The 24952-nt window shown below is 71.8% G+C and carries 25 protein-coding genes and 1 pseudogene; 6 read left to right on the top strand and 20 right to left on the bottom strand.

Translation table 11 applies throughout. The features are described 5' to 3' along the window. From ASC99_RS40065 to argC, 15 genes and pseudogenes are all read right to left on the bottom strand, one after another. Positions 1-1048 (bottom strand): annotated as a pseudogene (locus tag ASC99_RS40065) (hypothetical protein); the annotation flags it as partial. Positions 1049-1478: 430 nt separating this feature from the next. Continuing rightward, positions 1479-2738: a precorrin-6y C5,15-methyltransferase (decarboxylating) subunit CbiE gene (gene cbiE, locus ASC99_RS03950; RefSeq protein WP_057228262.1), complete on the bottom strand. Its 1260-nt coding sequence runs from the start codon at positions 2736-2738 to the stop codon at positions 1479-1481. A gap of 115 nt (positions 2739-2853) precedes the next feature. Then, entirely contained in the window at positions 2854-3456 is a 603-nt protein-coding gene (locus ASC99_RS03955; RefSeq protein WP_057228264.1) for a GNAT family N-acetyltransferase, read from the bottom strand. 136 nt (positions 3457-3592) lie between these two features. Then, positions 3593-4417 (bottom strand): MetQ/NlpA family ABC transporter substrate-binding protein, encoded by an 825-nt coding sequence (locus tag ASC99_RS03960; RefSeq protein WP_057228266.1) that lies wholly within the window; start codon positions 4415-4417, stop codon positions 3593-3595. 44 nt (positions 4418-4461) lie between these two features. Then, positions 4462-5199, bottom strand: coding sequence for a methionine ABC transporter permease (locus ASC99_RS03965; protein ID WP_057228268.1), 738 nt, complete (start codon positions 5197-5199; stop codon positions 4462-4464). Then, entirely contained in the window at positions 5196-6221 is a 1026-nt protein-coding gene (locus tag ASC99_RS03970) for a methionine ABC transporter ATP-binding protein (protein ID WP_057228270.1), read from the bottom strand. The genes ASC99_RS03965 and ASC99_RS03970 overlap by 4 nt, the downstream gene beginning before the upstream one ends. A 389-nt stretch (positions 6222-6610) precedes the next feature. Continuing rightward, positions 6611-7105 (bottom strand): GNAT family N-acetyltransferase, encoded by a 495-nt coding sequence (locus ASC99_RS03975; protein ID WP_057228272.1) that lies wholly within the window; start codon positions 7103-7105, stop codon positions 6611-6613. Positions 7106-7358: 253 nt separating this feature from the next. Beyond that, positions 7359-7646, bottom strand: coding sequence for a sigma-70 family RNA polymerase sigma factor (locus ASC99_RS03980; protein ID WP_057228274.1), 288 nt, complete (start codon positions 7644-7646; stop codon positions 7359-7361). Between the two features lie 54 nt (positions 7647-7700). Continuing rightward, complete coding sequence (gene argH / locus ASC99_RS03985; protein ID WP_057228275.1) at positions 7701-9125, bottom strand: argininosuccinate lyase; 1425 nt, start codon at positions 9123-9125, stop codon at positions 7701-7703. An 80-nt stretch (positions 9126-9205) separates the two neighbouring features. Continuing rightward, complete coding sequence (locus ASC99_RS03990; RefSeq protein ID WP_057228277.1) at positions 9206-10399, bottom strand: argininosuccinate synthase; 1194 nt, start codon at positions 10397-10399, stop codon at positions 9206-9208. A 113-nt stretch (positions 10400-10512) separates the two neighbouring features. Further along, on the bottom strand, positions 10513-11061 hold the full coding sequence (locus ASC99_RS03995; RefSeq protein ID WP_057228281.1) for an arginine repressor: 549 nt from the start codon (positions 11059-11061) through the stop codon (positions 10513-10515). 24 nt (positions 11062-11085) lie between these two features. Beyond that, the gene (locus tag ASC99_RS04000) at positions 11086-12279 is read right to left on the bottom strand and encodes an acetylornithine transaminase (protein WP_057228283.1); all 1194 of its coding nucleotides are present in this window, start codon (positions 12277-12279) and stop codon (positions 11086-11088) included. Further along, a complete protein-coding gene (gene argB, locus ASC99_RS04005) occupies positions 12276-13208 on the bottom strand; it encodes an acetylglutamate kinase (RefSeq protein WP_057228285.1) in 933 nt (310 codons plus the stop codon). The genes ASC99_RS04000 and argB overlap by 4 nt, the downstream gene beginning before the upstream one ends. Positions 13209-13221: 13 nt before the next feature. Next, positions 13222-14373 (bottom strand): bifunctional glutamate N-acetyltransferase/amino-acid acetyltransferase ArgJ, encoded by a 1152-nt coding sequence (gene argJ, locus ASC99_RS04010; protein ID WP_057228482.1) that lies wholly within the window; start codon positions 14371-14373, stop codon positions 13222-13224. Positions 14374-14387: 14 nt separating this feature from the next. Next, positions 14388-15416 carry an N-acetyl-gamma-glutamyl-phosphate reductase gene (gene argC / locus ASC99_RS04015; RefSeq protein ID WP_057228287.1) on the bottom strand — a complete coding sequence of 343 codons (1029 nt, stop codon included), beginning with the start codon at positions 15414-15416 and terminating at the stop codon, positions 14388-14390. 147 nt (positions 15417-15563) lie between these two features. Here argC and ASC99_RS04020 point away from each other — a divergent pair, with 147 nt between their 5' ends. From ASC99_RS04020 to ASC99_RS39280, 3 genes are all read left to right on the top strand, one after another. Next, on the top strand, positions 15564-15926 hold the full coding sequence (locus tag ASC99_RS04020) for a hypothetical protein (RefSeq protein WP_157531358.1): 363 nt from the start codon (positions 15564-15566) through the stop codon (positions 15924-15926). Positions 15927-16073: 147 nt separating this feature from the next. Next, on the top strand, positions 16074-16766 hold the full coding sequence (locus ASC99_RS04025) for a Clp protease N-terminal domain-containing protein (RefSeq protein WP_057228291.1): 693 nt from the start codon (positions 16074-16076) through the stop codon (positions 16764-16766). A gap of 31 nt (positions 16767-16797) precedes the next feature. After that, complete coding sequence (locus ASC99_RS39280) at positions 16798-17187, top strand: VOC family protein (protein WP_057228293.1); 390 nt, start codon at positions 16798-16800, stop codon at positions 17185-17187. Here the strand turns inward: ASC99_RS39280 and ASC99_RS04035 are convergent. After that, the gene (locus tag ASC99_RS04035; protein ID WP_057228295.1) at positions 17184-18341 is read right to left on the bottom strand and encodes a methyltransferase; all 1158 of its coding nucleotides are present in this window, start codon (positions 18339-18341) and stop codon (positions 17184-17186) included. The two genes, ASC99_RS39280 and ASC99_RS04035, sit on opposite strands and share 4 nt — an antisense overlap. Positions 18342-18353: 12 nt before the next feature. Continuing rightward, the gene (locus tag ASC99_RS04040) at positions 18354-19355 is read right to left on the bottom strand and encodes an endonuclease/exonuclease/phosphatase family protein (protein ID WP_082598073.1); all 1002 of its coding nucleotides are present in this window, start codon (positions 19353-19355) and stop codon (positions 18354-18356) included. Between ASC99_RS04040 and ASC99_RS04045 the strand changes: the two genes are divergently transcribed. Further along, positions 19354-19866: a GNAT family N-acetyltransferase gene (locus tag ASC99_RS04045; RefSeq protein WP_057228297.1), complete on the top strand. Its 513-nt coding sequence runs from the start codon at positions 19354-19356 to the stop codon at positions 19864-19866. The two genes, ASC99_RS04040 and ASC99_RS04045, sit on opposite strands and share 2 nt — an antisense overlap. Positions 19867-19873: 7 nt before the next feature. On the opposite strand, the gene ASC99_RS40070 is transcribed toward ASC99_RS04045, so the two are convergent. Further along, a complete protein-coding gene (locus ASC99_RS40070) occupies positions 19874-20149 on the bottom strand; it encodes a hypothetical protein (protein ID WP_057228299.1) in 276 nt (91 codons plus the stop codon). Between the two features lie 18 nt (positions 20150-20167). On the opposite strand from ASC99_RS40070, the gene ASC99_RS04055 reads away from it, so the two are divergent. Beyond that, a complete protein-coding gene (locus ASC99_RS04055; RefSeq protein ID WP_200948271.1) occupies positions 20168-21037 on the top strand; it encodes an arylamine N-acetyltransferase in 870 nt (289 codons plus the stop codon). Here the strand turns inward: ASC99_RS04055 and ASC99_RS04060 are convergent. Further along, positions 21027-22331 (bottom strand): M64 family metallopeptidase, encoded by a 1305-nt coding sequence (locus ASC99_RS04060; protein WP_082598064.1) that lies wholly within the window; start codon positions 22329-22331, stop codon positions 21027-21029. The genes ASC99_RS04055 and ASC99_RS04060 overlap by 11 nt on opposite strands. 139 nt (positions 22332-22470) lie before the next feature. Between ASC99_RS04060 and ASC99_RS04065 the strand changes: the two genes are divergently transcribed. Next, positions 22471-23841 (top strand): helix-turn-helix transcriptional regulator, encoded by a 1371-nt coding sequence (locus ASC99_RS04065; RefSeq protein ID WP_057228490.1) that lies wholly within the window; start codon positions 22471-22473, stop codon positions 23839-23841. Here the strand turns inward: ASC99_RS04065 and ASC99_RS04070 are convergent. Further along, positions 23815-24951, bottom strand: coding sequence for a serine hydrolase (locus ASC99_RS04070; protein ID WP_082598065.1), 1137 nt, complete (start codon positions 24949-24951; stop codon positions 23815-23817). The two genes, ASC99_RS04065 and ASC99_RS04070, sit on opposite strands and share 27 nt — an antisense overlap. Position 24952 lies beyond the last annotated feature (1 nt).

Raw genomic sequence — 24952 nt, forward strand, 5'->3', positions numbered from 1 at the left:
GCAGACCGTGCGGGGCCGGGGCGGCCAGGAACGCGGAGATCCGGCCGGGCTGGCGAACGGGCGCGGCGGCCTGGGCCGGGATCGGGACGGACTCGGCCGGGACCTCGGCGGCGATCGGCTCGGCGACCACCGGCTCGATGGCCGGAGCCTCGACCGCCACGGGTTCGACGGCCGCCGGCTCGGCGACGGGGGCCTCGACCASGAYCGGCACCTCGACRGCGACCGGCTCGACGACGGGCTGCTCGACCACCACSGGCTCGRCCAYSACCGGCTCGGCGACCGGAGCCTCGACGGCCACCGGTTCGGGCTCGGGCTCGGCCACCACGACGGCCTCGACCGGCGCCGCCGGGACCTCGACAACCACGACCGGCTCGGGCTGGACCGGAGCCACCGCCGGAGCCGGGACAGCCACGGGAACGGGAACGGGCGCGGGCATCGCCTGGACCGCCACCGGCGCGGACACGATCGGCACGCCGTACGCCGGGGTGCTCCCCGAGGGGCCCCGGTCGGCCAGCGAGCGGACCGGCACGTGGCCGGTCATCAGCGAGGGGTCCGGGATCGGCGGCCCGGCGTGCAGCGGGCGGCGCGGCGGCTGAGGGGCCGTCACCTGCTCGCGCGCCTGGGCGGCGGACCGGCCGAGGGTCTCAGGGGCGGGCTGAGCAACCGGTTCTGCAGCCACCGCGGGCACGCCCAGGACGGGCGGAGCGAGCGGCCGCAGAGGCGGACGGCGTCGCCCTGCCCACCGTCTCGTACCCGCTGGTGCTCGACGTGTCATAGTGTCGACCAGCGGGGAGGCGACGGCGTGCTCGTTCACCACGACCGTCTCGACCGCGCCGTGCACGGCCGCATCGCCCCAGGACACCTGCGGACCCGGCATCAGCAGCACGTCCTCGTCCTCGTCCAGCCCGTCCGGCTGGTCCAGGAAGGTGTAGGCGGGGTGGGGTTCGGCACCCGGCGTCGGGACGCCGTCCGGGCGGCCGAGCGGATCGGCGCCGCCGAGCAGGTGCTCGGGCAGGCCCTCGCTGAGGACGTGGCCGCCATCGGTCATCTCAAAGCTCCTTCCGGGCGCTGCCGCACCCTTGGCGCGGTGATCGCCGACCGCCGCGCCCAATTCTCCGCTCGGGGCGGGCCGTGCCCCCGCCCATTCATCCGTCCGTCCTCCGGCCCGGCGTCCGCCGTGCCGCGCTCCGGACCGGTGAGCAGCCCGTGGGAGGGGTGGCACACCATCAGAAACAACGACAGCCCGGGACAACCGGCACGACCGCACCGGGCCCGATGGCATTCTTCCGGGCCGACCCGCTTCACGTCGAATGTCCGAGACCGCTCCGGCCTGTGGGTTCCGCCACGTCAGAAAGGTGGCAGACAGGACGAACTGGACACGAACCGTCGATCGCATGCGCGCTCGAACGCCTCACCCTACCGGCCATCCTCGATCGACTCCCGAACCGGTGTCTGATTTGCGTAAGACCGGCCGCCCGTCAGGAGCCTTGCTCGCCCCAGAGCACCAGGCTCTGCTCCCCCGGCCCGAGCCCCAGTCCCGCCGCGCTGCCGTGCCCGGGGCCCAGCGGCGCGGACTGCAGCAGTGCGCCGTCCACCCGGTACCCCGCGCCTGCGATGGCCGCCCGGATCTCCTCCGCGTCGCCGAGCGAGTGCGCCACCGCGACCAGCCGTTCCGGTCTGCGGGCCAGCACCGCCCGGACGACCTCGGCGCCGCCGGACTCGACCACCACCGCATCCGGTTCCGGCAGCCCGCCGAGCACCTCGGGGCCGACCCCGTGCACCACCTCGACCTCGACGCCGTACCGGCGGGCGTTCACGGTGATCTGTGCGCAGGCCGAACGGGACGCCTCGACCGCGACCACCGCCGCACCGAAACGTCCGATCTCCACCGCCAGCGCGCCGCTGCCCGCGCCGACCGCCCAGAGCAGCTCGCCGGGCACCGGACCGAGCCGGGCCAGCGCCAGCGCGCGGACGTGCGGGGGCAGCGCGGAGCCGATGCCGCCCGCCGCACCCGTGCTCCGCTCCGCACCCGCGTACGCCTCGGCGTCCAGTGCCCAGCCCCGGTCGGGTCCAGGGAAGCCGAGCGGACGGCCCGCCAGCCAGCCGGAGGACTCGGCGGGCGCGTGGTTGGGGCCCGTGCCGCCGATCACCAGGACCACCGCCGGGTCCCGCCAGTCGTGGTCGGGCACCCGCTCCGAGGTGAGCATGGTGATGTCCTCGTCGGGGGTGCCGAGCGCCTCGCAGACCACGAAGGTGCGGTGCACCCCGCGGAGCATCAGCGCGAGTTCGCTCGGCCCGGCCCCGGCCGTGGTGAGGACTGCGACCTTCGGGTACGCCCGGCAGACGTTGGCCGCCCGGCGCAGCCGTCCGCCGTGTGCACTGACCACCTGGGCGTCCTCCCACGGCATGCCGGCCCGGGCGAAGGCGGCGGCCACCGAGGAGACACCGGGCAGCACTTCGAGTTCGAGGCCGTACTCGGGGCGGCGCAGCTCGCGGACCACGCCGAAGTACCCCGGATCGCCCTCGGCCACCACCACGGCGGCGCCCCGGTGCTCGGCGATCCGGCGGGCGGCCTGCTGCACACTCCCGAGGACGAGTCGCTCGGCGCCGGCCGGGACCGGCAGCGCGGCCAGTTGGTAGGGCGCCCCCGCGACCAGGGTCGCGCCCGCGAGCGCCGAGGCGGCCGCCTCGGTCAGTGGTGTGCCGTCCCACCCGATGACCGTGATCCGGTCCGCCATCTACCGATGCTCCCTCAGCCCTGACGACCGGTCGGCCCCCGACGCCCGAGGCTACCCGCTCGCACTGCCGTACGGCCGCAGGGCGCAAGGTTGCACCGGTCCAGGAGCGGGGAGTTCACCGCCCTGCGGCGTAGTGCGACTCCCTGGCACCGACCGGTTCCAGGTCCTCCGGGAGCAGGCTCCACAGGATCAGGTCGCTGCGGCTCTCCTCACCGTCCCGCACTATCCAGGCGCTCCGCAGCACCCCCTCGCTGATGCAGCCGAGCTTCTGCGCGACCTGCTGCCCGGCGGTGTTGCCGGCGGCGGTGCGCAGTTCGAGCCGGAGGAAGTCACGGTCCTCGAACAGCCACTGCGCGACCCCGTTCACCGCCTCGGGTGCGTAGCCCTCGCCCCGGGCCCAGGCGGCGGTCACGTAGGTGGCCTCGGTGGAGCGCAACCGCCAGTCGGTGCAGCGCAGTTCGACCACGCCGACGACCCGCCGGGTCAGATGCTCGGTGACGGCGAAAACGATTCCTCGCCCATCCGCCCGCCGAGCGGGGGCCAACTCCCGGATCCACTCCAGGGCGTGGCCGTCGGTGAAGGGCTGTGGGATGGCGGTCCAGGCGTGCACCTGCTCGTCGGCCATCATGGCCACCAGGCTGGGCGCGTCCGTCTCCGCGAGGGGGCGCAGCAGCAGCCGCTCGGTGCTGATCGCGGTCTCGGGGAAGCTCGCTGCCATCCGTCTCTCTCCTCGCCGGGTCGTGGACTCACGGTACGCCCCGCCCTGTCCGGGCCGTGACACGGTACCCGCAAACAGCACGACGGCACCCTCGCCCACCGGGCGAGGGTGCCGTCACGGACCGTCAGAAGGCCGGTCAGAAGGCCGGGATGACCGAACCGTTGAAGGTGGTGTTGATGTACTCCTTGACCTTGTCGGAGTGCAGCAGCTCGGCGAGCTTCTTCACCCGGGGGTCGTTCTCCTTGCCCTTCTTGACGGCCAGGATGTTGGCGTACGGGTTGCCCTCGGCCTTCTCCAGCAGGATCGCGTCGGAGGCGGGCTTGAGGTTCGCCTCGAGCGCGTAGTTGCCGTTGATGACGGCGGCGTCCAGGTCGGGGAGCGAGCGGGGCAGTTGGGCGGCCTCCAGCTCCTTCCACTTCAGGTTCTTCGGGTTGCTGACCACGTCGGCCGGGGTGGCGGCGGTGCCCACGCCGTCCTTGAGCTTGATGACGCCGTTGTCGGCGAGCAGCTTGAGCGCCCGGCCCTCGTTGGTGGTGTCGTTGGGCAGGCCGACCGTGGCGCCGTTGGCCAGCTCGGTGACCGACTTCACCTTCTTGGAGTACAGGCCGAGCGGCTCCAGGTGCACCGTCTCGACCGAGACGATGTCGGTGCCCTGCTTCTTGTTGAAGTCCTCGAGGTACGGCACGTGCTGGAAGTAGTTGGCGTCCGCCGAGCCGTCCTGGACCGCGGTGTTCGGGGTCACGTAGTCGGTGACCACCTTGACGTCGAGCTTGAGCCCGGCCGCGTCGGCCAGGTTCTTCTGGACGTACTCCAGGATCTGCGCGTGCGGGGTCGGGCTCGCGATCACCTTGAGCGCCGCATCCGGGCTGGAGCCGGAGGAGCTGTCGCTGCTGCAGGCGGTGAGCGACAGGGCGAGCCCGGCGGTGGCGAGAACGCTGGTGAACTTCAGGACGTTACGCACGAAAAGTGCCTTTCTCCATTGAACGGTGAAAACAGTGGGACGGGTCAGTGCGGAAGGACGAGTTCCTCGTCCTTCTCGGACGGGGTGTCGCGCGAGCGCAGCAGGCGGGTGGTCCCCCCGGACCCGCCGCGGTTGGTCAGTCGGCGGACGATCAGGTCGCCGGCCAGCTGAATGACCGTCACGATGACGGCCAGTTCGGCGACGATCACCCACATGAAGCCGGTCTCGAAGCGCAGGTAGCCGTAGTTGATGGCGAGGAAGCCGAGGCCGCCACCGCCGACCGTGCCGGCCATCGCGGAGAACCCGATCAGCGCGATGATCGTGGTGACCACGGAGGACACCAGCGAGGGCAGCGACTCGGGGAGCAGGACCTTGCGGACACTGGTCCAGGTCCCGCCACCCATCGCGTGGGCGGCCTCCAGCAGGCCGCCGTCGACCTCACGGACGGAGGTCTCCACCAGCCGGGCGAAGAACGGGATGGCACCGACCGTCAACGGCACGGTGGCCGCCTCCCAGCCGATGGTGGTGCCGGCCACGGCTCGGGTGAAGTTCATCAACGCGACCATGAGGATGATGAACGGCATCGAGCGGCCCAGGTTGACGACGGCTCCTGTCACCCGGTTGACCGGGGCGTTCTGCAGTGCGCCGCCCTTGTCGGTGAGCACCAGCAGCAAGCCGAGCGGCAGTCCGATCAGCACGGTGACGACGGTGGCGACGCCGACCATCTGGAAGGTCTCCCAGGTGGCGGGCCACATCAGGTCCAGCATCTGATCCCAGGTCATGCCGCTGCCCCGCCCTTCTCGTCGAGCACGTCCACCTGCAGGCCCTGCTCGCGCAGGAAGCCGATCGGCACCACGTTGTCCCGGTGTCCGCCGGGCAGTTCGACCCGCATCCGGCCGACCATCCGGCCGGCGATGGTCTCGACGGCGGCGCCGAGGATGTTGATGTCGATCTGGTAGGTGCGGGCCAGCTGGGAGACGAACGGCCGGGCCGAGGTGTCGCCCTGGAAGGTGATCTCCAGCACCGTGTTGCCGCGGTGGCCGTGGCCGAACTCGCCGAGCGGGAACAGCTCGCGGGCCAGCTGGGAGTTCTCGGTGGCGAGCAGGTCGGTCAGCTTCCCCTCCTCGACCACCCGGCCTCCGCGCATCAGGGCGGCGGAGTCGCAGACGGACTTGATGACGTCCATCTCATGGGTGATCAGCAGCACGGTCAGGCCGAGCTGTTGGTTGAGGTCGCGCAGCAGGGCGAGGATCGAACGGGTGGTCTCCGGGTCCAGCGCCGAGGTGGCCTCGTCGGAGAGCAGCACCTTGGGGTCGCCGGCCAGCGCCCGGGCGATGCCGACCCGCTGCTTCTGGCCGCCGGAGAGCTGGCCGGGGTAGCTGCGGGCCTTGTCGGCCAGGCCGACCAGCTCGAGCAGTTCACCGGCCTTGCGGCGGCGCTGTCCCCGGTCCAGGCCGATGATCTCCAGCGGGAGTTCGACGTTCTGCTGCACGGTGCGCGAGGAGAGCAGGTTGAAGTGCTGGAAGACCATGCCGATCCGGCGGCGGGCGGCCCGCAGTTCGGCGCCGGCGCGCTGTTCGGTCCCGGGCAGCGCGGTGAGCTCGACGCCGTCCACGGTGACCGTGCCGGAGCTGGGGCGCTCCAGCATGTTGACGCAGCGGATCAGGGTGGACTTGCCGGCGCCGCTGGTGCCGACGACTCCGTAGACCTCACCCTCGCGCACGTGCAGGTCCACCCCGGCCAGGGCGGTGACCTCGCGGCCTCGGGTTCGGTAGACCTTGGTCAGGTCCTTGGTGGTGATCACGGCTGCTTCCGTTGGTCGGGGGCGGACGACGGCATGCGGAGGCACACCTCTGAGGGAGGATCAGGTCCGGCCATGCTTCGATCGTTGCCGCTGAGCGGCGGGGGCGCGCGTGGGCATGACCCTTACGAGTCACGGCACGGGGTGCGCGGGAAGAGGGGCGAAAGCCCTCAGAAGCGACACATTCGACAACAACACATGCAGCGCTCTCCGGCCGGCGTGGCGCCGGTGGGGGTGCAGGTCGTCGTCGTGGTCATGAGTCAAAGTAAATCAGACATATGGACACGGTCTCAATTATCAGGAACGCCGGTCCGAAATACGGACACGACACAGCTGTGACAACGCAAAGAGCACCCGACCGGTCATCAGGTCGGGTGCTCTTCCGAGGAGTCTCAGGCCGCGGCCGCGACCACCACCCGCTTCGCCAGGGTGACGATGCTCAGGCTCCGGCTGACCTCGCGGACCTCGGTCTGCCGGTAGCCGTGCCGGGCGTACAGCCGCAGGTTGCCCAGGCTGCGGTGGCCGGTGAACAGCTCGAAGGAGCTGACCGGGCCCTCGGCGCTGAGCTGCCGCTCCACCGCGTCCAGCAGCCGGCCGCCGAGGCCGTGCCGCTGCATGCGCGGGTGCACCACCAGGCGGTGGACGTGCGCGGTGCCGTCCTGGTCCACCGAGCCGCGGACGGTGCCGACGATCTCCTCGCCGAGCCGGGCGACCAGCACGTGGCGCTCGGCCAGTTCGGTACGCAGGTTCTCCAGGGTCTGGGTCAGGGGCTCGATCGCCCAGTCGCCGTACAGTTCGGCCTCGGACTGGTAGCCGAGGTACTGGAGCTTCAGGATCTGCTCCGCGTCCTCTTCGTTCGCCACCGAGATGCTCACGCTCATGCCCATGTGCTGGGGCCTCCCCATCGTTAGTTCCCGGTGCGCGGGGTGAGGGTGGCGCACCGGTTGCCCTGCGAAGGATTCCCGGCCGGGGATCTGCCCTGACCGGGGGTGGCGCAGTCGTGCCCCGACTGTCCTCGGGGTCGGATCTGCGCGCCTGCCCAGTATCCGGCCGCTTGAGAGACCGTCAAGGGCACGTTAGCCACCGCTCTACCCACCGTCCGGCCTCCGGCAACCTTCCGGCCGCCCGACGTGGCGAGCGTCACTCCGGCCGTTCGTTGTGCAGGAGGGCGCGCAGGCAGGCGAGGCAGCGCGAGCGGGTGGGTCCGATACTGCCGCGCGGCAGGCCGAGCCGCTCGGCGAGTTGGCGGTACGTCAGTTCGGGCGCCTCGGCGATGGCGGTCATCAGTTCGGGGCAGCGGCCGGGCAGGCGGGCCAGCGCACGGCGCACCGCGCGCTCCCGGGCGGCGGTCAGCACCTGCTCCTCGGCGGACGGGACCACCCACTCCGTTCGGGTGAGGACGGGGCGCAGTTCGGCGTAACGGATCACACCTCGGAGAACGACGAGGGGGCGCCCGTGGACGCCCCCTCGTTCAGGTGGTGCTCAGCCCTGGACCCACTCCTGCTGGACCGCCAGGTCGGCCTTGAGCTCGGCCAGCTGGGCGGCGACGGCGGACGGTGCGGTGCCGCCCCGGCCGTTCCGGGAGGCGATCGAGCCGTGCACGGTGAGCACCGAGCGGACCTCGGGGGTCAGGTGCACGGAGATCTCGGCGAACTGCTGGTCGGTCAGGTCGGAGAGCTCGATGCCCTGGCCCTCGCAGAACTTGACGCAGGCGCCCGCCACCTCGTGCGCGACCCGGAACGGGACGTTCTGCCTGACCAGCCACTCGGCGATGTCGGTGGCCAGCGAGAAGCCGGCCGGGGCCAGCTCCTCCAGCCGCTCCCGATGGACCGTCAGGGTGGCCATCATGCCGGTGAAGGCGGGCAGCAGGACCTCGAGCGTGTCGCAGGAGTCGAAGACCGGCTCCTTGTCCTCCTGGAGGTCCCGGTTGTAGGCCAGCGGGAGCGCCTTGAGGGTGGCCAGCAGACCGGTCAGGTTGCCGATCAGGCGGCCGGACTTGCCCCGGGCCAGCTCGGCGATGTCCGGGTTCTTCTTCTGCGGCATGATCGAGGACCCGGTGGAGAAGGCGTCGTGCAGCGTGATGAAGCCGAACTCCTTGGTGTTCCAGATGATCACCTCCTCGGCGATCCGGGAGAGGTTGATCCCGATCATCGAGGTGACGAAGGCGAACTCGGCGACGAAGTCCCGCGAGGCGGTGCCGTCGATCGAGTTGCCGACCGAGCCGCGCTCGAAGCCCAGCTCGGCGGCGACCGCCTCCGGGTCCAGGCCGAGCGAGGAACCGGCCAGCGCGCCGGAGCCGTACGGCGAGACCGCCGTCCGGGTGTCCCACTGCCGCAGCCGCTCGGCGTCCCGGCCGAGGGCCTGGACGTGCGCGAGGACGTGGTGGGCGAACAGCACCGGCTGGGCGTGCTGGAGGTGGGTGCGGCCCGGCATCGCGGTGTCGGGATGCGCCTCGGCCAGGCCGACCAGCGCGTGCTGGAGGTCGAGCAGCAGGCCGCCGATGATCTTCGCGTGGTCCCGCAGGTACATCCGGAACAGGGTGGCGATCTGGTCGTTCCTGGACCGGCCGGCCCGCAGCTTACCGCCGAGGTCGGGGCCGAGCCGCTCCAGCAGGCCGCGCTCCAGCGCGGTGTGCACGTCCTCGTCGGCGACCGTGCCGGTGAAGGCACCTGACGCCACGTCGGCCAGCAGCGCGTCCAGGCCGCCGAGCATGCCGGTCAGCTCGTCCTCACTGAGCAGCCCGGCCTTGTGCAGCACCCGGGCGTGCGCCTTGGAGCCCGCGATGTCGTACGGGGCCAGCCGCCAGTCGAAGTGGACCGAGGCGGAGAGCTTGGCCAGTGCCTCGGAGGGGCCGTCGGCGAAGCGCGCGCCCCAGAGGCGGACGTCGGCGTTCTGATCGGCGGTCATCGCGTGGGCTCCTTCTGTCTGTTACGGGGTAGGGCAGCGCCCCGGCTGCCACGGGCAGCCGGGGCGGTTCACAGCGTGGATCAGGCCAGGTCGCGGCGGGCCGCGATCTTCGAGCTCAGGCCGAAGATCTCGATGAAGCCCTTGGACATCGACTGGTCGAAGGTGTCGCCGGTGTCGTAGGTGGCGAGGTTGAAGTCGTACAGCGACTGGTCCGACTTCCGGCCGTTCACGACGGCGCGGCCGCCCTGCAGGACCATCCGGATCTCGCCGGAGACGACCTGGTTGGCCTCGTTGATGAAGCCGTCCAGCGCGCGCTTGAGCGGGGAGAACCACAGGCCGTCGTAGACCAGCTCGGCCCAGCGCTGCTCGACCTGCCGCTTGTAGCGGGCCAGCTCGCGCTCGACGGTGACGTTCTCCAGCGCCTGGTGCGCGGTGATCAGCGCGATCGCGCCGGGGGCCTCGTAGATCTCCCGGGACTTGATGCCGACCAGGCGGTCCTCGACCATGTCCAGCCGGCCGATGCCGTGGGCACCCGCGCGCTTGTTGAGCTCCTCGATCGCCTGCAGCACCGAGACCTTGCGGCCGTCGATGGCCACCGGGACACCGGCCTCGAAGGTGATGACGACCTCGTCCGCCTCACGCGGGGTGGCCGGGTTCTGGGTGTACTCGTAGACGTCCTCGATCGGGGCGTTCCAGATGTCCTCGAGGAAGCCGGTCTCGACGGCCCGACCGAAGACGTTCTGGTCGATCGAGTACGGGTTCTTCTTGGTGGTGACGATCGGGAGGTTCTTCGCCTCGGCGAAGGCGATCGCCTTGTCCCGGGTCATCGCGTAGTCGCGGACCGGGGCGATGCACTTCAGCTCGGGGGCCAGCGACTGGATGCCGACCTCGAACCGGACCTGGTCGTTGCCCTTGCCGGTGCAGCCGTGGGCGACCGTGGTGGCGCCGTGCTTCTTGGCGGCGGCGACCAGGTGCTTGACGATGGCCGGCCGGGACAGCGCCGAGACCAGCGGGTACTGGCCCTGGTAGAGGGCGTTGGCCTTGAGGGCCGGCAGGCAGTACTCGTTCGCGAACTCGTCGCGGGCGTCGGCGACCTCGGCCGCGACGGCGCCGCAGTCCAGCGCGCGCTGGCGGATCGCGTCCAGGTCCTCGCCGCCCTGGCCGACGTCGACGGCGACGGCGATGACCTCGGCGCCCGTCTCCTCGGCGATCCAGCCGATGCAGACGGACGTGTCCAGACCGCCCGAGTAGGCGAGTACGACGCGCTCGGTCACGGCTTTCTCCTTCACAACAGTGCGAACAGGGTTACGACGACAGGCATAAGTATGCACTACGCCGTATGAAACTCAAAACAGGGGGTCGCGTGCGGCGGGCCTCGGGAGGACGCTTACTGCGCCTTGGCCTGGGCCAGTTGCATCAGGTGGTCGGCCAGCGCCTGGCCGCCGAACGGGTCACGGCTGATCAGCAGGACGGTGTCGTCACCGGCGATGGTGCCGATGATCTCGAAGACCTCGGCCTGGTCGATCGCCGAGGCCAGGAACTGGGCGGCGCCCGGCGGGGTCCGGAGCACCACCAGATTGCCGGAGGCCGTGGCGGAGACCATCAGCTCGCCCGCCAGCCGGGCCATCCGGCCTTCGGTGGCGGACTCCCCCATCGGGGCGCGCGGGGTGCGGTCCCCGCCCTCGGCCGGGACGGCGTAGATGAGCGCGCCGTCCCGGTTCCGGATCTTCRCCGCGCCCAGCTCGTCCAGATCCCGGGAGAGGGTGGCCTGGGTGACCACAAGGCCGTCGTCGGCGAGCAGCTTGGCCAGCTGGCTCTGCGAGCGGACGGGCTGACGGGTCAACAGGTCCACGATCCGCCGGTGCCGTGCGGTGCGGGTCTGCGGGACCTGCGACGTCGGACCGGCGGCGGGCTGGTCGGGGTTGGGTGCGGTCATGAAGAGGATTCTCCCGGAGTTCGCTCAGGCGTTCGCGTCGGGGGCGACGCTGTTCAGGATCTCCGGCAGTGCGGCCAGGAAGCGGTCCGCCTCCTGTTCGGTGAGGACGAGCGGGGGAACCAGCCGGACGGCGTCCGGCACGGCGGCGTTGACCAGGAATCCGGCCTGCTGGGCGGCCGCCTGCACCTTCCCGGCGACCGGTGCGGTGAGCACGATGCCCAGCAGCAGGCCGGCACCCCGGACGTGGTCGACCAGCGGGGAGCCGATCGCCTCGATACCGGTGCGCAGCTGCTCGCCGACCTTCTGCACGTGCGCCAGCAGCCCGTCGGCGACGATCGTGTCGAGCACCGCCAGACCCGCCGCCGCGACCACCGGGTTGCCGCCGAAGGTGGTGCCGTGGTGACCGGCGTGGAACAGCTCGGCGGCCGGCCCGAAGGCCACCGCGGCGCCGATCGGCAGCCCGCCGCCGAGGCCCTTGGCCAGCGTGATGACGTCCGGCTCGACGCCCTCGTACGCCTGGTGGGCGAACCAGTGCCCGGTCCGGCCGACGCCGGTCTGCACCTCGTCCAGCACCAGCAGGGTGCCCGTTGCCCGGGTGATCGCCCGAGCCTCCGTCAGATAGCCCTCGGGCAGCGGGATCGCGCCGTTCTCGCCCTGGATCGGCTCCAGGAAGACGGCGGCGGTCTCGGTGGTGACGGCCGCCCGCAGCGCCTCGATGTCGCCGAACGGGACGTACGTGACGTCACCGGGCAGCGGTACGAACGGGGTCTGCTTGGCGGGCTGGGCGGTGAGCGACAGGGCGCCCATGGTCCGGCCGTGGAAGCTGCCCTGGAGCGAGACCAGGTGGGTCCGGCCGGTCAGCCGGCTGATCTTGAAGGCGGCCTCGTTCGCCTCGGCGCCGGAGTTGCAGAAGAACACCCGGCCGTCCGGGCGGCCGAACAGCTCCAGCAGCCGCTCGGCCAGCCGGACGGTCGGCTCGGCGATGAACAGGTTGGAGACGTGGCCGAGCTGCCCGATCTGCGCGGTGACCGCCTCGACGATGGCCGGGTGGGCGGTGCCGAGCGCGTTCACCGCGATCCCGCCGACCAGGTCCAGGTACTCCTTGCCGTCGGCGTCCCAGAAGGTCGAGCCGGCGCCCCGGACCAGCGGGATCCGGGGGGTGCCGTAGTTGTCCATCAGCGAGTGCTGCCACCGCTGGGTGAGCTGATCGTTCGTCATGCCAGGCCCCCCAGGACCGTTGTCTCGTCGTCCGGCACGACCATGGTGCCGATGCCCTCGTCGGTGAAGATCTCCAGCAACAGGCTGTGCTGCACCCGGCCGTCCAACACACGTGCTGTGCCGACGCCGGAGCGGACCGCGTTCAGGCAGCCCTCCATCTTCGGCAGCATGCCGCTGGCCAGGGTCGGCAGCAGCTCCTCCAGCTCGGTGGTGCCGAGCTGGCTGATCACGTCGTCGGAGTTCGGCCAGTCCGCGTACAGGCCCTCGACGTCGGTCAGCACCACCAGCATCTCGGCGCCCAGCGCGACCGCCAGGGCGGAGGCGGCGGTGTCCGCGTTGATGTTGTAGACGTGGCCGTCGGTGCCGCGCGCGATCGAGGAGATGACCGGGATCCGGCCGTCCCCGATCAGCGCCTTCACGGCGCCCGCCTCGATGTTGACGATGTCTCCGACCAGGCCGATGTCGACCTGCTCGCCGTCCACCACGGCGTACCGCTTGACGGCGGTCATGGTGTGCGCGTCCTCGCCGGTCATGCCGACCGCGAACGGGCCGTGCTCGTTCAGCAGCCCGACCAGCTCGCGCTGGACCTGGCCGGCCAGCACCATCCGGACCACGTCCATGGTCTCGGGGGTGGTGACCCGCAGGCCGTTGGTGAAGGACGACTCCAGGCCGAGCTTGCTCAGCTGCGCGCTGATCTGCGGGCCGCCGCCGTGCACCACCACCGGGTGCAGACCGGCGTAGCGGAGGAAGACCACGTCCTGGGCGAAGGCCGCCTTCAGCGACTCGTCGACCATGGCGTTGCCGCCGAACTTGATCACCACGGTCTTGCCGTGGAAGCGCTCCAGCCAGGGCAGCGCCTCGATCAGGGTCAGTGCCTTGGGCAACGCGGTGTTGTTACGGGCCTGTTCGCCCTTGGGTGCGATCTTCACGGGGTCCCCCGGCTCAGGTGGAGTAGGCGCTGTTCTCGTGGACGTAGTCGGCGGTGAGGTCGTTGGTCCACACCGTGGCCGCCGCCTCACCGGCCCGCAGGTCGGCGGTGATGACCACCTCGCGGCCGGTCATGTCCACCAGGTCCCGGGACTCGCCGACGCTGCCGTCCTTGCAGACCCAGACGCCGTTGATCGCCACGTTCAGCTGGTCCGGGTCGAAGGCGGCGTCGGTGGTGCCGATCGCGGCCAGCACCCGGCCCCAGTTCGGGTCCTCGCCGTGCAGGGCGCACTTGAGCAGGTTGTTCCGGGAGATCACCCGGGCCACCTGGACGGCCTCCTGCTCGGTGGCGGCGCCGGTCACGTCGATCCGGATGTCCTTGCTCGCACCCTCGGCGTCACCGATCAGCTGGCGGGCCAGGTCGGCGCAGACGGTGGCCACGGCGGCGGCGAACTCGTCCTGCTCCGGGACGACTTCGGACGCACCCGAGGCCAGCAGCAGCACGGTGTCGTTGGTGGACATGCAGCCGTCCGAGTCGATCCGGTCGAAGGTGGTGTTCGTCGCGCTGCGCAGCGCGGCGTCCAGGCCCTCGGCGGTGACCTCGGCATCGGTGGTCAGCACCACCAGCATGGTGGCCAGACCAGGGGCGAGCATGCCCGCACCCTTGGCCATCCCGCCAACCGTCCAGCCGTTCTTCGTCACCTGCGCGGTCTTGTGCACGGTGTCGGTGGTCTTGATGGCGATCGCGGCGGCCTCGCCACCGTCGGCGCTTAGCGCCTTGGCGGCCTGCTCCACGCCAGGCAGCATGAGGTCCATCGGCAGCCGCAGCCCGATCAGACCGGTGGAGGCGACCGCCACCTCGCCCGCGTTCAGCGACAGCTCGGCGGCCACCTTCTCGGCGGTGGCGTGGGTGTCCTGGAAGCCGAGCGGGCCGGTACAGGCGTTGGCGCCACCGGAGTTGAGGACGACCGCGGAGATCCGGCCGCCCTTCACCACCTGCTCGGACCAGAGCACGGGGGCGGCCTTGACCCGGTTGGAGGTGAAGACGCCGGCCGCGGCGTTCGACGGTCCGTCATTGACCACCAGGGCCAGGTCGGGGGTGCCGCTGGCCTTGATGCCCGCGGTGACGCCGGCGGCGCGGAAGCCCTTGGCCGCCGTCACTCCAATGTTCTGCGTGTTCGTCACGGTGCGACTCCGTTCAGCGGGAGGCCCAGCTCTTCCGGCAGGCCGAGGGCGATGTTCATGCTCTGCACCGCGCCACCGGCGGTGCCCTTGACCAGGTTGTCGATCGCGCTGATCGCGATGATCCGGCCCGCGTGCTCGTCCAGCGCGACCTGGACCAGCGCGGCGTTCGAGCCGTAGACCGAGCTGGTCCGCGGCCACTGACCCTCCGGCAGCAGGCGGACGAACGGCTCGTTCGCGAAGGCCTGCTCGTACGCGGCGCGCAGGCTCGCGGCGGTCACACCGGGCTTCGCCTTGGCGCTGCAGGTGGCCAGGATGCCGCGCGGCATCGGCGCCAGCGTGGGGGTGAACGAGACGGTGATCTCCTCGCCCGCGACCGGGCCGAGGTTCTGCGCCATCTCCGGCGTGTGGCGGTGCCCGCCACCGACGCCGTACGGGCTCATCGAGCCCATCACCTCACTGCCCAGCAGATGCGCCTGGACGGCCTTGCCCGCGCCGGAGGTGCCGGACGCGGCGACCACCACGGCCTCCGGCTCGGCCAGCTTCGCGGCGTACGCCGGGAACAGCGCGAGCGAGACGGCGGTCGGGTAGCAGCCAGGGACGGCGATCCGCTTCGTGCCCTTGAGCGCGGCCCGGTGGCCGGGCAGCTCTGGCAGGCCGTACGGCCAGGTGCCGGCGTGCGGGGAGCCGTAGAACTTCTCCCAGACCGCCGGGTCCTTGAGTCGGAAGTCCGCCCCGCAGTCCACCACCAGCACGTCCTCGCCGAGCGCCTCGGCGACGGCCGCCGACTGCCCGTGCGGCAGCCCGAGGAAGACGATGTCGTGCCCGGCCAGCACCTCGGGGGTGGTCGGCTCCAGCACCCGGTCGGCCAGCGGCAGCAGGTGCGGCTGGAGCTCACCGAATCTCGTCCCGGCATTCGACCCGCCGGTCAGCGCCCCGATCTCGATCTCCGGATGCCCGAGCAACAGACGCAGCACCTCCCCGCCCGCATACCCACTGGCGCCGGCGACGGCGACTCGCAATGCCATGATGATCCCTCCTAGGACTCGGCATGAATATACGCATCACGGAACATTCATGCAAGAAGTCCTCACGGTGGAACCGCCAAGTGCTTGACCGCCCGACGCGGGCGGTGAAACCGTCCCCAGGTGACCGATTCCGTAGATGAAACGACTTTGGCCCGACCGGACGACCGGGCCGCGTCCGTTCTGCGCTTCGCGGTGGAACTCATCGCCTGGGTGGCGACCCCCTGGGCACTGGCCGACCACTCATGGCTGCTTGCCGTCCTGTCCGTGACTCTCCTGATCGGCCTTCCCACGTGCCTCTCCACTCCTGGCGACAAGGCGCAGGTGATCATCGCGGTACCGGGCTGGGTCACGATCCTCCTGGTACTGCTCCAACTCGTTGCAGCCGTGGTCTCCTCATGGCTGGCCTGGCCCGCATGGGCGGCGGTCCCGGTAACCCTGCTGGCCACTGCGACCCTGGTCACGGAGCGCCGACGCTGGCGGTGGCTGGTCTCCGGGGCACCGACTCGCTAGCACTCAGGGACAGGAGCGTGGCACAGCCCGGCGGTCGGCACCCCACGAGCGTGCGCGTCTCCGTCAAGTCGGAACAGGCTGACGCCCCGCCGGCCGCATGTCAACCAATGATTGACACAAGTGCGAATGGCAACCTACGGTTGACACATGACGATTCCCGTACGGCTCGACGACCTGATCGACGCCATCAAGAAGGTGCACCCCGACGCCCTGGACCAGCTCTCCGGTGCCGTCATCGCCGCCGATCACCTCGGCGACCTCGCCGACCATCTGATCGGCCACTTCGTGGACCAGGCCCGGCGCTCCGGCGCCTCCTGGACCGACATCGGCAAGAGCATGGGCGTGACCCGGCAGGCCGCCCAGAAGCGCTTCGTGGCCAAGGATCCGGGCGAGCCCGGCGACCTCGACCCGAGCCAGGGCTTCGGCCGCTTCACCGACCGGGCCCGCCAGGCGGTGGTGGCCTCGCAGGAGGAGGCCCGCTCCGCCGGGAACCACGAGATCCGCGCCGAACACCTGGCACTCGGTCTGCTCACCGTCCCCGAGTCGACCGGCACCCGGGCGCTGGCCGCCCAGGGCGTCACGCCCGAGGCGGTCCGTGCGGCCGTCAGCGTCGTCCTGCCCGCACCGGTGGCGGACGTGCCGGGGCTGATCCCGTACGACGCCGGCGGCAAGAAGGCGCTGGAGCTGACGTTCCGTGAGGCGCTCCGGCTCGGCCACAACCACGTGGGCACCGAGCACATCCTGCTCGCCCTGCTGGAGCTGGAAGGGACGGACGGGCTGCTCGGCCGACTCGGCGTCAGCAAGGCGGCCACCGAGCACTTCGTTCTCGAACAGGGCTGACTCGGCGGGGAGATCAGGAAGGCTGACGTCCATGGTTTCAGTAGTGCAGAACGTGGCGATCGACTGTGCGGACGCCTATGAGCTGGCCCGGTTCTGGAGCGAGGTGACCGGCCGTCCGATGGATCCGGAGGACGCACCGGGTGCCCGGGAGACCCAGGTGCTGCTGGCGGAGGGCCCGGTGCTGTACTTCAACCAGGTGCCCGAGCCCAAGACGGTCAAGAACCGGCTCCATCTCTGCCTGCGCCCCGAGACCTCGCGCGAGCAGGAGGTGGAACGGCTGCTGGGCCTCGGGGCCACCCTGGTCGCCGATCGCCGGAATCCCGACGGCTCCGGCTGGGCGGTCCTTGCCGACCCCGAGGGCAACGAGTTCTGCGTGCTCCGCAGCGAGTCCGACCGGGCTGCCATGACACCGCAGCCCTAGTTCTTGACCGCCCGGAGCAGCACGAACTTCGGGTCGCTGCTGACCACCTGCGAGTTGCCGAACAGCCGGCGCAGCTTGACGTGGTAGCCGAGGTGCCGGTTGCCGATCACCCAGAGCTCGCCGCCGGGGCGCAGCGCGTTCTTCGCCGTGGTGAACATCCGCCAGGCGGTGGCGTCGGTGGTGGCCTGGTGGGTGTGGAACGGCGGGTTGTTGAGCACCAGGTCGAGCGAGTCGGGCTCGGCGTCGGCCAACGCGTCGCCGACCGTGAACTCGGCCTTCGCGGCCGGGCCGAGCGCCGCCCGGAAGGTGGCCTCGGCGGAGGTCACGGCCTGGTACGACTCGTCCACGAAGAGCAGCTCGGCCTCCGGGTTGGCCAGCGCGGCAGCGGTGCCGACCACGCCGTTGCCGCAGCCGAGGTCGGCGATCCGCTTCGGCCCGGTGGTGGCCGGGAGGTGGGCGAGCAGGAAGCGGGTGCCGATGTCGAGGCGTTCGGCGCAGAAGATGCCCGCGTGGTTGGTGACGGTCCGTCCGGAGACCGGGCCGACGTCGGTGGGGAGGGTGTAGCTGATCGGCCAGGGGCTGACGGTCCTGGGCAGCGCCGGATCCGGCGTGCAGTGGATCAGCCGGGCCTTCCTGACGGCCAGTGAGGTCTTCGTCGGGCCGAGGATCCGCTCGAACAGGTGCAGGGTGGAGGTATGGATCTCGGTCACCATGCCGGCCCCGATCACCACCGTGCCCGCGTGCACTGAGGGGGCCAGCCGGTGCAGCTGGTCCTCCAGCAGCGCCAGGCTCTTGGGCACCCGGACCAGCAGCACGTCGATCCGCTCCGGCGGCGGGTCCTGAGTGGTGAGCAGCTCGACCGCGCCCGGCTCGGCACCGTTGCGGGCCAGGTTCTCGGCGGTGGCCCGGCGGCCGAGCCAGGAGTCGGAGATCTGGGTCGGCCGGTGCGCGGCCAGCGCGGTGGCCAGGGCGCCCCAGCGGTCGCCGAGCACCACCACCCGCCCGCTCAGGTCCACCGGCGGTGCGCCGTCGATGCCGTGCAGCTGCCGGAGCAGGTACTCGTCGGCAGCGTCCCAGGCCCGGAGGCGGTCGCGCGGATCCTCGGGGAAGCGGCTCAGCTCGAACTCGCCCCATGACGTCGTGAAACTTTCCATCGTCTGCCCAGGCTATCCGAGCCGGGCCAGGTCGATCCGCGCCGCCACCGGCAGATGGTCGCTGAGGGTCGGTGGCAGGGTCCAGCTGCCCGTCACGGCCGCGCCCCGGGTCAGCACGTGGTCGATCCGGGCCAGCGGGAAGCTCCGGGGCCAGCTGAACTCCCGGCGTCCCCCTTCGCCCAGCAGGCCGGTGAGCGGCGCCAGACCCCGGTCGTCCAGGGTGCCGTTGAGGTCGCCGAGCAGGATCACCCGGGGCAGCGGTTCGGCCGCGAGGACGGCGGCCAGCAGCCGGGCGCTCTCGTCCCGGCGGTCGGTGCCGTAGCCGCCCGGGCCGAGCCGGACCGAGGGCAGATGGACCACGTACACCGCCGTCTCACCCTGCTCGGTGTGCAGGGTGGCGCGCAGGGCCCGGCGCCAGTCGGCGGTCAGACCGCGCGGCTTGAGGTCGACCGGCCGGATGTCGGTGAGCGGATACCTGGACCAGAGTCCGACGGTGCCCTCGACCGCGCGGTAGGGGCGGTCGGCGCCGAGCACGTCCTGGTAGTCGGCGAGCCGCTCCGGGAGCAGCTCCTCCAGCGCGACCAAGTCCGCACCGCTGTCGGCCAGGGTCCGGGCGGTGCCGGCCGGGTCGGGGTTGGCGTCGTCCACGTTGTGCTGAACCACCGTCAGCCCGCCGCCACCACCGCCGTCGCCGCCGTCGGTCGGGAGGAACAGCGCCGCCCAGACCAGAGCCGCGAGCCCGATCGCCAGGCCCGCCGTGGCGGACCGGCGGAGCAGCGCGAGCAGCAGCAGGACCGGCACGGCGAGCCCGAGCCAGGGCAGGAAGGTCTCCAGCAGGCTGCCCAGCCGTCCCGGCCGGTTGGGCAGCAGCCAGGGCCACAGCAGCAGCGCCGTCACCAGTACGGCCGTCCCGGCCACCAGTCGTCCTCGCCGCCATATCTCCGCGTTCACAGCTGACAGGAGGTCAGGAACGGGCGGGCCGGTTCCGGCCGGGGCGGGTAACGTCCGGTCCATGTCGACCACGCTGTACGGCACCGCCGTCACGCTGCGCCCCGCCACCGCCGAGGACGTCGCCCCGCTGGCCGCGATCCGGGCCACCCCGGAGGTGTTCGCCCGCTGGCGCGGTACGGGCGACCTGCCCGCCGAGGTGGCCGAGGACCTGGCCGACCCGGGGACCGAGGTGTTCGCGATCGAGCACGCGGGCCGGGTGGTCGGCGCCGTCCAGTGGCACGCGGAGAACGAACCGGACTACCGGCACGCGGGCATCGACATCTTCCTCGACCCAGCCGTGCACGGCCAGGGCTTGGGCACCGACGCCGTCCGCGCTCTGGCCAGACACCTCACCACCACGCTGGATTTCCACCGCCTGGTGATCGACCCGGCCGCCGACAACACCGCCGCGATCCGCTGCTACGCCAAGGTCGGCTTCCGCCCGGTCGGCGTCATGCGGGCCTACGAACGCGGCGCGGACGGTGCCTGGCACGACGGCCTGCTGATGGACCTGCTCGCGGAGGAGGTGACCTGACCGCCGGTCACCCGACCAGCGGATGAGCCGCCTGGTACGCGAGCCGCTCGTCGGCCTGCGGGAAACCGAGCTCCAGCAGCAGTTCCCCCGCCGGTTCGTACCGGGCGGCCTCGGCGTCCACCGTGAGCTCCGGCCAGACCTCGGCGAAGCCGGCCAGCAGCCGGCCCGCTACGTCGTGCACCAGCCGCAGGTGGGCCACCAGCCGGGGCGGGGCGGCCAGTTCGGCGTACAGGTCCTCCAGGCCGGGCGGGACGTCGTAAAGCAGGGGCTGGCTGATGGTCATACCGATTAGTGTGCACGCATGCTGACTGACGCGATGGTCGACCGGTACCTGCGGCGGCTCGGAGTGGACCGGCCGGGACGGCCCACGGTGGAGGGGCTGTTCGCGCTGCACCGGGCCCATGTCGAGCGGGTCCCGTACGAGAATCTCGAGATCCAGCTGGGCCGGCCGACCACGATCGAGCCGGTCGATTCGGTACGGCGAATCCTCGTCGGGCGGGGCGGGTACTGCTTCCACCTCAACGGGGCGTTCGCCGCGCTGCTGACCGCCCTCGGTTACCAGGTGACGTGGCACGTCGCCGGGGTCCAGACCGACCCCGCCGTCCCGGCCGGGGCGAACGCCAACCACCTGGCGCTGACGGTGGAGTGCGAGGGCGGGCGCTGGTTCGCGGACACCGGTCTCGGCGACGCGCTGCACGAGCCGCTGCCGCTGAGCGAGGGGACGTACCGTCAGGGGCCGTTCACCTTCGGCCTGGCGCCCTCGGCGGCCGAGCCCGGCGGCTGGCGCTTCAGCCACCACCCGCAGGGCTCGTTCCTCGGCATGGACTTCCGTCAGGAGCCCGCCGCCCAGGCCGACTTCCTGGAACGGCACACCTGGCTCTCGACCTCGCCCGACTCCCCGTTCATGGGCCTGACCTGCGCGCAGCGCCGGGATGCCGACGGGACGGACGGGCTGCGCGGCCTGGTGCTGAGCCGCACCGACGCCACCGGACGCACTGAGACCGAACTGCTGGATCCCGCCGAGTGGTTCACCGCCCTCGCGGACGTCTTCGGCCTCACCCTCGCGGAGCTCGGCCGGGCCGACCGCGACCGCCTGTGGCGCAAGGTGCACGCCGCTCACCTGGTCTGGAGCGGTGAGCGGGCGGTCGCGGCCGAGCCGGTCAGCGGGTGACCTGCCAGCTGAGCGAGTCGGTGAGGCCGGACCGCAGTTCGGGGTCACGGACGGCGGTGGTCGGGTCGCTGGCCACGGCGGTGAGCTGGTGCGGGCGACCCTTGGGGCCGGTCAGCTTGAGCTCGGTGAGGGCGAGTGCGGTGCGGTCGCGCAGTGCGGTCAACTCGCGGCCGTCCAGGTACCACCGCAACTGGGTCCCCGGCACCGGCAGTTCGACGCTCAGCCGGTCGGCGGCGGTGAGCTGCGCCGAGGCGGGGGTGGTGCTGGCCAGCGTGCTGGCGTAGCGGTAGAACCCGGCGATCATCGCCTCCCGGCCGGGGAGGTTGAACTCCCGGCCGAGCGATCGCATGATCGAGTTGTCGGTCGGCCGGTACAGCCCCTGCGGGTAGTAGCCGCCGCCCAGGTAGGCGCCCACGGTGCCACCGTCCGGCGAGGTCTGGCCGAGCCAGCGGTACCACTTGGTGTGGCTGCGGCGCAGTTGGGCCGCCGTCTGCTTCGAGATGTTGGCCTCGGCCGGCTCCTTGCCCTGGTAACTCCCCTGGCCCTCGTAGAAGTACTCGTCGGCGAGCAGGCCGAGCGAGTGCCCGGTCTCGTGCACGGCTATCTGTCCGGACTGGGCGTTGCCGCCCGCCACGGTGGCGATGCCGGAGTAACCGAGCGAGGAGACCACGTCGTTGTAGCCCGCGCCGCCGTACTTGGCGCTGTTGGCCACCACGACCACCAGGTCGGCCTGCGGCGCCTTGGCGGCGTACCGCTCCACCGCGTCGGTGTCCACGCAGAGCAGCCGCTCGACGTCGTCGCACCAGAAGTACGAGCCGAGCGCGGTCTGCCGCACGGTGGCCTTGTCCGGGTCGCCGCTCACCCCGGACTCCGCCGAAACCGCCTCCACCGCCCAGACGTTGAACAGGCCGCGGTAGGTCTTGTACGGCTCGACGGCCGAGATCTGCTGCCACTTGGCGGTGGCGTCGGCCAGGAACTTCGTCTGCTGGTCAGCGGTGTAGCCGTCGCCGATCATCACGATGTCGAGCTTGGCGGCGGTGGCGCCGCTCTGCACGATCGGGGTCACCGTGCCGTCCCCGGTCACCCCCGCCGCTGCCGAGAGCGCGGGCGGGGCGGTGAACGGGGAGGTCGCCGGGGCCTCGGCCCGGGAGATGGTGCCGTCCTCGGCGAAGCTCTCGACCTGGTGGCCGGGACGGGTCACCGGAGCGGGGGCCGCCGCGACGGGTGTGCTGCCGAGCGCGGCCAGGGCGAGCGCGCCGGCCAGGGCGAGGGTGCTGATTCTGCTGCGGTGCACGAGGGTCCTCCCGGGAAGTTAAGTTGACGGTTAATCAGACTTAATCGGTGAGTTAATGTAGGCCACCCACCGGGGCCCCGACAATGGGGCGGACCGCACTGGCAGACACCACCGGCGGATGACCTGGGAGGACGTGGGCATGACGGTCCGGACCGACGCCGCAGCCATCGGGCAGCGGCTGCAACAGCTGCGCCGGGAACGCGGGTTGACCCAGCGGGCACTGGCCGGCGACGGGTACACCGCCGCGTACGTCTCCACCCTGGAGGCCGGCCGGGTCCGCCCCTCCGAGACCGCCCTGCGCTACCTCGCCGAGCGGCTCGGCGTCACCCAGGACGAGCTGGCCACCGGCCGTCCCGCCCAGCTGGCCACCGAACTGCGGCTCGCCCTGACCGAGGCCCAGGCCCTGCTCGCGGCCGGACGGCCGGGCCCGGCGGCCGAGGGCTTCGCCGCCGTGCTGGAGCGGGCCGAGCGCGAGGAGGTGGCCGCCGTCCGCTCTGCCGCCCTGCTCGGGCTCGGCGAGTGCGCACTGGAGAGCGGGCGGCTGGAACAGGCCAGGGAGCACTTCGAGGCGGCCGAACAGCTGCTCGCCGACCAGCCGCTGCCACAGCGCGCCGCCGCCGTCCGGGGCCGCGCCGTGGCCTACCTGCTCTCCGGCGAACTCCGGTACTCCTGCTACCTGCTGGAGACCGCGATCGACCAGCTGAACGCCGCCGGGCTGCCCGACCCGGACGCCCTGCTGCTGCTCTACGCCGCCGTGATCGGCCCGTACATGGACATGGGCGCGCACACCCGCGCCGCCCAGGCCGCCGAAATGGCGCTCGCGCTGGCCCCCACCGCCACCGACCCGGCGCTGGTCGCCGGGCTGCACCGGAGCGTCGCCCGGACCCTGATCGCGGCCGGCCGGATCACCGAGGCGGACGCCTCGCTCGCCCGCGCCCAACAGCTCTACCAGCGGCTCAGGCTCAGCTCCGACCTGGCCAAGTGCCACTGGATGCGCGGCTACGTGCACGCCCAGGCAGGCCAGTTGGATCAGGCCGAGCACGAACTACGCACCGCCCGCCAGATGCTGACCGTCCAGCAGGCCGAACTCTTCACCCATCAGGTGGACGTGGAGCTCGCCGACGTGCTCCGCCGCCGGGGCCGCCTCCAGGAGGCGGGCCACCTGCTGCACGCCCTGCTCGACCGCCTCGGCCCGCACCGGGGCGCCGTGCACGCCGCCGGGGCGCACCGCCTGCTCGGCCTGATCGCCGAGGAGCAGGGCACCCCGGAGGACGCCGAGGAGCACTACGTCCGCGCCCTCTCGCTGCTCGAACAGACCGGCGCCGCAGGCGATCTGGCCGACCTCTGCCGCCTGCTCGGCGACCTCTACCGCCGCACCGGCCGGACCGACCTGGCCCTCGACGTCTACCGCACCGGCCTGGGCCACCGGGCCGCCCCCGGCACCACCACCCTCGGCCCCGGCCCGGCCCAACCGCCGGTCGGTCTAGGCACAGAGGGAGCCGACCAGTAGCCCCATCAGCGCCTTCTGCTGGACCGCACCCTTGGTGTGGTCGTACGGGACGTACGAGACGCTGACCTGCCGGCGGCCGTCCGCCGTGCCGACCATCGCGGTCTGGAAGCCCTTGGTGCTGCCGGTGTGGCCCCAGAGCGGCCCGCACGGCGAGTCCATCCGCTGCAGACCGAGCCCGTAGCCGACGCCGGGGCGGACCGTCTCGGTGCGCAGCAGCTCGGCTTGCTCGGCGGGGCGCAGGAGTTCGCCGCCGAGCAGGGCGGACTGGAAGCGGTTCAGGTCGGCGGTGGTGGAGAGGCCTGACCCGGCCGCGCCGACGGCGGAGGGGTTGAACTCGGTGACGTCGGCCGGGCCTTCCGGCAGGTCGAAGTAGGCGTGTGCGTGCGGGCCGGAGATCCGGGCGGAGTCCCGGGGGAAGTCGGTGTGCTGCAGGCCGAGCGGGCGGACGATCCGGTCCCGGACCTCCTGCTCCCAGCGGTGGCCGGTGACCTGCTCCACGAGCATCGAGGCGATCACGTAGTTGGTGTTGGAGTACTCCCAGCGCTCACCGGGCTGGAAGCGTACGGGCATCGCCGCGGCCAGCGCCGCCAACTCGCGCGGCTGGTAGCCGTCCCAGCGACCCTCGGCCACCCAGCGGCGAATCGACTCCTCGTCGGTGAAGGCCAGGTCGGGGTGCTTGGTGAAGTCGGCCAGCCCACTGGTGTGGTTGAGCAGCCGGCGGACCGTCACCCCGGCGCCGCCGGGCAGCAGGCCGGGCAGGTGCTGCTCCACCGTGTCGCTGAGCGCAAGCCGTCCCTCGCCGACCAGTTGGAGCACGATGGTGGCGACGAAGGGCTTGGTCACGCTGCCGATCCGGAACCGCCCCTGCTCGGCCACCGGCCGCCCGCTGCCCAGCTCGCTCACCCCCGCGCCGCCACGCCACACCGTGCGCCCGTCCTGCCGGAGTTCGGCGATCGCGGAGGTGGCGCCGGCGGCGACCAGGCTGTCCAACCCACCCTGCCAGGTGTCCGCACCAGCCACGACCGAGGCCGAGGCAGTGGGCGCCGCACCGATCACCATCGCACCGGCCAGCACGCCAGCAGCAATCCGCAGCATCCCAACAGCACCCATG

It is taken from the genome of Kitasatospora sp. Root107, assembly GCF_001424875.1.
Lineage (GTDB): Bacteria > Actinomycetota > Actinomycetes > Streptomycetales > Streptomycetaceae > Kitasatospora.